This window comes from Caldithrix sp., from assembly GCF_056497305.1.
In genome coordinates, this window is record NZ_JBSMDE010000056.1 from 35,188 (window position 1) to 43,179 (window position 7,992).

General features: G+C 42.7%; 9 protein-coding genes. 8 read left to right on the forward strand and 1 reads right to left on the reverse strand.

All coding sequences use genetic code 11. The annotated features are described in order from the left end of the window. Window positions 1-6: 6 nt before the first annotated feature. The 8 genes from ACWB0I_RS04615 (at window position 7) to ACWB0I_RS04650 (ending at window position 7,263) form a co-directional block, all read left to right on the forward strand. Complete coding sequence (locus ACWB0I_RS04615) at window positions 7-2,145, forward strand: tetratricopeptide repeat protein (protein WP_479386865.1); 2,139 nt, start codon at window positions 7-9, stop codon at window positions 2,143-2,145. 1 nt (window position 2,146) lies between these two features. Then, window positions 2,147-2,626, forward strand: a complete 480-nt coding sequence (locus ACWB0I_RS04620) for a septal ring lytic transglycosylase RlpA family protein (protein ID WP_479386866.1) — start codon at window positions 2,147-2,149, stop codon at window positions 2,624-2,626. A gap of 31 nt (window positions 2,627-2,657) precedes the next feature. Beyond that, window positions 2,658-2,984, forward strand: coding sequence for a thioredoxin (gene trxA / locus ACWB0I_RS04625; protein WP_479386867.1), 327 nt, complete (start codon window positions 2,658-2,660; stop codon window positions 2,982-2,984). Between the two features lie 66 nt (window positions 2,985-3,050). Further along, window positions 3,051-3,638, forward strand: coding sequence for a ribosome biogenesis GTP-binding protein YihA/YsxC (yihA, locus tag ACWB0I_RS04630; RefSeq protein ID WP_479386868.1), 588 nt, complete (start codon window positions 3,051-3,053; stop codon window positions 3,636-3,638). Between the two features lie 113 nt (window positions 3,639-3,751). After that, window positions 3,752-5,356, forward strand: a complete 1,605-nt coding sequence (locus ACWB0I_RS04635; RefSeq protein WP_479386873.1) for an acyl-CoA carboxylase subunit beta — start codon at window positions 3,752-3,754, stop codon at window positions 5,354-5,356. Continuing rightward, the gene (locus tag ACWB0I_RS04640) at window positions 5,353-6,138 is read left to right on the forward strand and encodes an enoyl-CoA hydratase/isomerase family protein (RefSeq protein WP_479386869.1); all 786 of its coding nucleotides are present in this window, start codon (window positions 5,353-5,355) and stop codon (window positions 6,136-6,138) included. The genes ACWB0I_RS04635 and ACWB0I_RS04640 overlap by 4 nt, the downstream gene beginning before the upstream one ends. Before the next feature lie 20 nt (window positions 6,139-6,158). After that, the gene (gene csrA, locus ACWB0I_RS04645) at window positions 6,159-6,371 is read left to right on the forward strand and encodes a carbon storage regulator CsrA (protein WP_479386870.1); all 213 of its coding nucleotides are present in this window, start codon (window positions 6,159-6,161) and stop codon (window positions 6,369-6,371) included. Between the two features lie 7 nt (window positions 6,372-6,378). Then, window positions 6,379-7,263 carry an EamA family transporter gene (locus ACWB0I_RS04650; RefSeq protein ID WP_479386871.1) on the forward strand — a complete coding sequence of 295 codons (885 nt, stop codon included), beginning with the start codon at window positions 6,379-6,381 and terminating at the stop codon, window positions 7,261-7,263. Here ACWB0I_RS04650 and ACWB0I_RS04655 read toward each other — a convergent pair. After that, window positions 7,260-7,469 carry a hypothetical protein gene (locus ACWB0I_RS04655; protein ID WP_479386872.1) on the reverse strand — a complete coding sequence of 70 codons (210 nt, stop codon included), beginning with the start codon at window positions 7,467-7,469 and terminating at the stop codon, window positions 7,260-7,262. The genes ACWB0I_RS04650 and ACWB0I_RS04655 overlap by 4 nt on opposite strands. Window positions 7,470-7,992: the final 523 nt, after the last annotated feature.

Sequence of the window (7,992 nt, forward strand, 5' to 3'; positions counted from 1 at the left end):
GTGACCATGAACCATTTCAATAAAAAGACGGGCCTTATAGTACTGCTCCTATTTATTTTAGGCTGTGCTTATTACAACACCTTCTTTAATGCCAGACGCTATTACGATCAGGCGCTGGAAAAACAAAAGAATACCAAAAGCGGACAACGCTTACCCGGAGACGTTAAGAAAAACTACCAGACCGCCATTGAAAAATCCTGGAAATTGATTAAAATTTACGGCGACAGCAATAAGTACGCAGACGATGCCTTATTATTGATTGGAAAGGCCTATTACAATTTAGGGGAGTACGTCAAGGCCGAACGGACGCTTAAACAATTTTTACTCAAATTTCTAAAAAGTAAATTGATCCCTGAAGCCAAATTGTGGTTGGCGCGTACCTATGTGGCTCAGGAACGAAAAGAAGAGGCTCTGGAACTCCTGAATAGCCTCCTTTCGCAAAAATTGCCCAAGCGTTTAGCAGCGGAAGCTTTCTACATTTTAGGTAAATTGCATTTTGAGCAGGGTGAATTTGAAGAGGCCAATCAATATCTTTCAAAATCGGTTGATATTACGCACGATGATGAGATGAAGGGCGACGCCCTGTTTATGATGGGTGATGCCTATTACCAGTTAAATGACTATGAAAACGCCATCGACAGCTATGACAAACTCAGTAAGCTGGATATTCCGGTGATCCGTGAATATGAAGCCACGGCTAAAAAAGTAGAATCGTTAATTGAGCTCAAAAAATATGAAGAGGCAGAACGAATCCTGCGCAAAATGCTGGGCTCGCCTCGCTTTAAAGATCAATATTCCCTCATTGAAACGCGACTGGCTAATCTCTATGAAATCCAGGGACAAACCGATCTGGCCCGCGATTACTATTATGAAATCATCAAAAAATATCCCAGAAAAGAAGGAGCCATTTTAAGCTATTACTATCTTGGCCAGATGTACGAGTACGATTACGCCAATTTTGATTCGGCCAGGGCCTATTACGAAAAAGTAAAAAACCTGAAATCCAATCCGGAAGTTCTGGAAGATGCGCGACAAAAGACAAAAATGTTGCAGGAGTACCTTAAACTTCGCAATCAATTACGCAAAGACCATGCAGATCTGATGAAACTGGAACGCGGCGACTCCCTGTTAACCGATAGCATGGAAGTAACCGGTGATAGCATTGTGGTAGGCAAGGCAGAAAATGAGAATGTGGCTATGGTTGAAACCAAATTTGGTAAGCGACCAAAAGTAAAATTCGAGATTCCCGAAAAAGAAAACGAAGAATTCTGGCAGAGGGTAAGCTTTTACAAAGATTCGATTCAGCGCGTGCGTAGAGACACCTCATTAACCTACGAAGATAGTCTAAAAATTTTTCCAAAGAAAAAAGTTAAAAAGCGGGCCAGAAAAGTTCTGGTCAGTCGTTCGCCAGAAGAGGTAAAAGAGAGTTACATGAAAAACAGCTTTGCCAAAGCCGAATTCTTTTTGTTGAAGTATCAGCATTACGACAGTGCAGCCACGGCTTACGCCAGCTTTATTTCACAATTCGAAGATTCCATTCTTACGCCCAAATCCTATTACGCTCTGTATTACATTTACCATGATTTAATGCACGATTCTCTTAAAGCCGATTCTTTAAAACGGATAATTATCAAAAAATATCCTGAAACGATATACGGCAAGAAGCTGCGTGGCATAGTTGAGCAAAAAGTGGACATGGAAACCGTCTCCCAATCCCAGACTCTGTATCAGCAGGCAGAAAATTTGATGGATGCCGGACGATACGAACAGGCCATGCATCTTTTCCGGCAAATTGCGCAGAGCGATTCGGGCAGTATTTGGGCTCAAAAGGCACGATTTGCCATTGCTTATCTTTATGAAAAATATTTGAACGATGTTCAGAAAGCCATTGAGGCCTATTCCGCATTGCTCAAAGAATATCCTGATTCGCGGTTTGCTCAAATAGCCAAAAAGAAAATTGCGCCACCGCCCCCAGAACCAGAACCGGCAGAAGAGAACAAGGAAGCATCAAGCACAGAAGAGCAAAAAACGGAAATTGAAGGCAAACCGGTGCAGTTGAACCAGGAAGACAAGGCAGAAAGAGACAGGGAAGAGCGTAAGCCAGCGCCCGTTAAACCCCACAAGAATAAAGCAAGAGAATTGTAATATGAAAAAAAAGTTCAGCTCTTTTTTTGCATCCATCTTTTTTTCTAATCAAATTTTTATTATTTTAATTGTTTTTATTTTGTTGGCAACATCTTACTGTTCGTCAACTGTACGTTTCAGTAGCCGTTCGGATTCTTTGCCCGGTTTAAAACGAAGTAACAAATTTTATGAAGGACAGGTTTTTAAAGGCCAATGTTCCTTTTATGCTAGTAAATTTCATGGGCGGAAAACGGCCAGCGGCGAAATTTACAATATGTTCGATTTAACCGCTGCTCATCGTACCTTGCCTTTTGGTACGATTTTAGAAGTAGAAAATTTGTCCAATGGCAAAAAAGTAAAAGTCAGAGTCAATGATCGGGGGCCGTTTAAAGCCAATCGCATCCTCGATCTCTCATTACAGGCTGCCAAGGAACTGGATTTTATTGAAAAGGGCACAACGACGATCAAAGCAACGATTATTAAATTGGGAAAAGAAAAGTAGAATTCACAGCTAACACAGGAGGTTCAAATTCATGGGGAATTATGTTATCTTGAACGATGATAACTTTGAACAGGAAGTCCTTCAATCCGATGTACCGGTTCTGATAGATTTTTGGGCTGAATGGTGTATGCCTTGCAAAATGATTGCGCCCATTGTTGAAGAATTGGCCACTGAGTACGCCAGTAAACTAAAAGTGGGTAAACTGGATGTTGACAGTAATCCGCAAGTTTCCATGAAATACGGTATTCGTTCCATCCCAACCTTACTAATTTTTAAAAATGGCCAGCCTGTGGATCAGATTATCGGGGCCGTGCCTAAAAAAGTAATACTGGATAAACTCTTACCTCATTTAGGATAATTAATCACTTAATCACCTAAAGAGCTCACCTGGTTGGGCTCTTTTTCATTTTAAAGCAGAACCATTATGGCAAAACCAGTTTTTAAACAAGCAGAATTTTTTACAACGGTCAAAAGCGCCGATAAAATTTTAAAGCCCGTGTATCCCGAAGTGGCCTTTCTGGGCCGTTCCAATGTGGGGAAATCTTCCTTGATTAACGCCCTTTTAAGCAAGAAGAATCTGGCGCTGACCTCCTCTTCGCCGGGTAAAACCAGGGGGATCAATTACTTTCTGGTGGACAAAAAATACTTTTTTGTTGATCTGCCTGGCTATGGTTTTGCCAGGCTTTCCAAATCCGAACGATTAAAGTGGCAGCAGCTGATTGAGAGCTATTTGTTGGGTTCAAAACGGCTTAAAATACTCTGCCTGCTCATCGATAGCCGGAGAGATGAACTTATGAAGTCGGATGCGCAAATGGTGGATTGGTTACAGTTTCACGAAAAGCCCTTCATCATATTGTTGACCAAAACCGATAAGTTGTCTAAAAATCAATTGAAGAGGACCCTTAAACAATATCAAGATTATTTCCCTGATAATCATGTGTTACCCTTTTCAATAAAAGATAAAAAATTGATCATGGACACAGCGCTTTTTTTAAAAAAGTTTCTAACTTAATTTTTTATTAAATTATTGGTGATATCTGATCAAACAGGGAGAGTGCATTGAAAAAAGATAACGGAGATATCATTCAATCAAATTTTGACTTTTCTTCAAAGATATCACAGGAAATCCGCGCTTTTTGGCAGGAAGAAAAAGCCCGCATTGAAGAACAAAGGAAAACGATTCACTTAGGCGGCGGGCCTAAAAATATCGAACGGCAGCACGCCAAAAATCGACTGACCGCTCGTGAACGCATTAAACATTTGATCGATCCTGGATCGACGTTTTATGAGTTGGGCACGTTTGCCGCTTACAAAATGTACGAAGAGTGGGGCGGCGCCCCGGCCGCCGGAACCATTACCGGACTTGGCTACATCGAAGGCCGGCTCTGTATGATTATTGCCAATGACGCCACAGTTAAAGCTGGATCATTTTTCCCTATGACAGCAAAAAAGGTGATCCGCGCCCAGACCATTGCCTACAAAAATCATCTGCCAACCATCTACCTGGTCGATTCTGCCGGTATCTTTCTTCCTTTGCAGGAAGATGTGTTTCCCGATCAGGATGATTTCGGACGCGTTTTCTATCTAAATGCCCGAATGAGCGCCAGGGGCATCCCTCAAATTACAGCCATCATGGGCATGTGCGTAGCTGGCGGTGCCTACCTGCCGGTCATGACCGACACCATTCTGATGACCGAAGGCAGCGGACTCTTTTTGGGCGGCCCGGCTCTGGTAAAAGCCGCTATAGGTCAGGTTGTTTCTGCGGAAGAGCTGGGCGGAGCTCAGATGCATGCCGAAATAAGCGGCACCATCGACTTTAAAGAGCCCAACGATCCTTCGGCTCTTCAACATATTCGCAAACTGGTCAAACAGATGGGGCATCCCAAACCTTCCCCCATCCGTAAAACAGAAGCCAGAGAGCCGCGGTATCCCATCGGCGACCTTTACAAAATCATGCCTTTCAACCCCATGCAAGAGTATGATGTGAGGGAAATCATTGCTCGTCTGATCGATAATTCTGAATTTATTGAGTATAAAAAAGAATATGGCCAGACCCTGGTTTGTGGCTATGCGCATATCGGAGGCTATCCAGTGGGGATTATTGCCAATCAGAAACTGCACATTAAGAAGCCGGGCAAACCGCCTGAATTTGGAGGGGTCATTTACACCGAAAGCGCCGAAAAAGCAGCCCGTTTCATCATGGATTGTAACCAGAATACCATTCCCTTGCTCTTCATTCATGATGTAAATGGTTTTATGGTCGGACGGGAGGCCGAACAAAGTGGCATTATTAAAGCCGGAGCCAAAATGGTAAATGTGGTTTCTAATTCAGTAGTTCCCAAGATTAGCCTGATCATCGGTGGCTCCTATGGCGCGGGTAATTACGCCATGTGCGGTAAGGCTTACGACCCCAATTTCATTTTTTCCTGGCCGACCTCCAAATACGCCGTGATGGGCGGGGCACAGGCCGCTAATACATTGCTGGATTTGCGCGTCCGGCAATTGGAGCGCTCCGGTAAAAAACTGAGCGACCAGGAAAAAGAAGAGCTCTTACAGAACATCAAGCAAACGTACGATGCGCAAACCGATCCGCGCTATGCAGCAGCCCGTTTGTGGGTCGATGAATTGATTTTACCTGAAGAAACCAGGCAACAGCTCATAGTTGCGCTGCAGGCCGTGAGCCACATTCCTGAAATTGAACCGTTTAATCCGGGAGTGCTCCAGACATGAGCCCATTTCAGACGATTAAAATTGTTCGCCAAGAAAACTGGGTAGAAATCATTCTCAATCGGCCGGAAAAGCGGAATGCCTTAAATCGCCAGATGGTGGATGAGTTAAAGAGCGCTTTAAGCAAGCTACAGTCCGACGAAAATGTACGCGTGCTCGTTTTAAAAGGGGAAGGCAAGGCTTTTTGCAGCGGAGCAGATCTGGCCTATTTAAAAGAACTGCGCCAATTTGATTACCAGGACAATTTAACCGATTCCCGTCATTTAGGGAATCTGTTCCTGCAGCTGTATTCGTTCTCCAAACCGGTTATTGCCGTGGTCGAAGGGCCGGCGCTGGCTGGAGGATGTGGTCTGGCTTCGGTGTGCGATTTGATTATTGCCACGCCAGATGCTAAATTCGGTTATCCTGAGGTTAAAATTGGTTTTGTCGCTGCCCTTGTTTCAGCCTTTTTAAAAAGACAGATCGGAGAAAGAAAAGCCCGTGAGCTGTTAATAACCGGTAAAATTTTATCGGCTCAGCAGGCACTGGATTATGGCCTGATCAATAGCCTGGTAGCACCTGAACAGCTTGACCGTACGGTTAAAGAACAGATTGAAACTCTGTGCGCCAACGGTCCGCAGGCCATGGCCAGCACAAAACAATTGTTCTTAAAACACACCGATCAGGACATTTTTGAAGAAATTGAGCAGTTGTCTCAACTCAATGCACAGTTCAGAGCCAGCGACGAGTTTTTGGAAGGTATTAATGCCTTTCTGGAAAAACGAAATCCAAAGTGGAAAAGTTGAACCAAGCGGGAGGAGGATATATGTTAGTATTAACAAGGAGGTTGGGAGAAGCCATTACCATAGGGGATGATATCCGGATTGTAATCGTTGATATCAGCGGTAATCAGGTCAAAATTGGAATTGATGCTCCTAAAGATGTGGAAATTTACAGGGAAGAACTCTATACAAGAATTAAAGGAGTTTCATTTGGGAAAATCTCCAGAGACCGAAAGAACAATCACTCCAAAAAATAAGCGTTAAATGGAATTATGGGTGTTATTAGCCGTTTTAACGGGAGTTCTTTTTGGGGTTCAATCTATTTTCCTTAAAATGCTTTCGGTTTCTTTGCCGCAAACCGTTATTTTAAAATATTTGTTTCTCATTGCAGGAATCTTTCTCCTTCCTGCAATTTTTTTTAGTACAACAATCGTTAAACCAGGCCCCTTTTTTACAAGTTTCTTTGTCAGCCTGGCACTCAATATTGTAGCCTACAGTTTATTATTAAAAGCCATCCGTCATTATCCGGTTTCGGTGGTCATGCCTTTTGTCGGACTGACCCCACTGTTCCTGACAGTAACCTCTTATCTGATTTTAGGCGAAAGTCTGACCAGTGTTAAAGTCGTAGGAATTGTACTAATTGTCAGCGGAGCCTTTATTCTTCAACTGCCAAAAGATTGGCAAATTAAAGATTGGAAACACGCCTTCAACTGGCAGGAAAAGGGCATATGGCTTATGGTACTGGTCGCTTTTATCTGGAGCATCACAGCCAGCGTTGAGAAAATTGCAGTAAACTCCAGTTCTCCGGAATTTTACGGAGCGACCATCCATCTGACCCTGGGTATGGCTTTTATTGTACTGGAAAGAGGAATAAGATGGGGGCATAAAAAGGAGAACTCATCTTTGCCTACCCCATCAACGCGTACAAAGCAGGGGCTTTTAGGACTGGGATTGGTGAGCGCAGCGCTGGCCTGGTGTCAATTGGTGGCCATCAAGATTACCTACGTTTCTTACGTCATCGCTTTCAAACGAGCCGGGGTACTTGTAAGCACTCTGCTGGCCTTTTTTATTTTAAAAGAACGCAACTACGTGAAAGCCTTAACCGGGACGTTCTTGATCGTCCTGGGCGCTACGTTCATTACGCTTTAATAGTAGTTATTTTTATCTTTCTGATCGAAAAAACGATCCACGTATTTTTCGCTTTTTTCCTTGAATTCATTAATGTAGCGCGCTTTGTATTTTTTATGCATCTTCTGGAAAAGGGCAAACGCTTCATCCGGATTTTCGGGCACCTTCTCCGGATGGGAATGAAAATAGATGCGCAAATATTCTACAATCAAATGATCTTTGTCCATGTTCTTCCTCCTGTGGCTCAGACAGCCGGTAATTAACATTACTTAAAGCAATTTACACATTTTCAGGTACAACATCAAATGGAAATCGATGCGTGCCATTTTCCTTTTGTTTTACAGTACCAAGAAAAGGCTGAAGATCCTAACCCCCCGCCCCCTTCCTTGTATTAAAAGAAGGGAAGGGGAGCAAATTGTGACGCTTTGCTGAATTTTACTTTTATATGTTAAGATGTTTTGCAATTTTCCAATTGCAATCTTTTCGAACTTTGTGAATGCTTTGTTCTTACCAAAGCCTCGAGCTGAAGCTCGAATTACGTTGCGGCTTTGCTGCCTTAGAATACTTCTTTCCAAAGATCTAACACTTTAGCATGCTAAAATGTTTTTGATTCTTTACATAATATGAGTCCACTCTAAAAAGGTATTATTATCGAATTTTATTTAAATTTGCCTATTGTTTTTATTTAAATTACATCAAATATCTTCGTGTTAATCCGTGAAATTCGTGGTTTTTATACTGAACTCATAA

Coding starts and splice junctions, on each gene's coding strand:
- ACWB0I_RS04620 (WP_479386866.1), top strand. CDS start 2,147: ATGAAAAAAAAGTTCAGCTCTTTTTTTGCATCCATCTTTTTTTCTAAT.
- yihA (WP_479386868.1), top strand. CDS start 3,051: ATGGCAAAACCAGTTTTTAAACAAGCAGAATTTTTTACAACGGTCAAA.
- ACWB0I_RS04655 (WP_479386872.1), bottom strand. CDS start 7,469: ATGGACAAAGATCATTTGATTGTAGAATATTTGCGCATCTATTTTCAT.
- csrA (WP_479386870.1), top strand. CDS start 6,159: ATGTTAGTATTAACAAGGAGGTTGGGAGAAGCCATTACCATAGGGGAT.
- ACWB0I_RS04640 (WP_479386869.1), top strand. CDS start 5,353: ATGAGCCCATTTCAGACGATTAAAATTGTTCGCCAAGAAAACTGGGTA.
- ACWB0I_RS04615 (WP_479386865.1), top strand. CDS start 7: ATGAACCATTTCAATAAAAAGACGGGCCTTATAGTACTGCTCCTATTT.
- ACWB0I_RS04650 (WP_479386871.1), top strand. CDS start 6,379: ATGGAATTATGGGTGTTATTAGCCGTTTTAACGGGAGTTCTTTTTGGG.
- trxA (WP_479386867.1), top strand. CDS start 2,658: ATGGGGAATTATGTTATCTTGAACGATGATAACTTTGAACAGGAAGTC.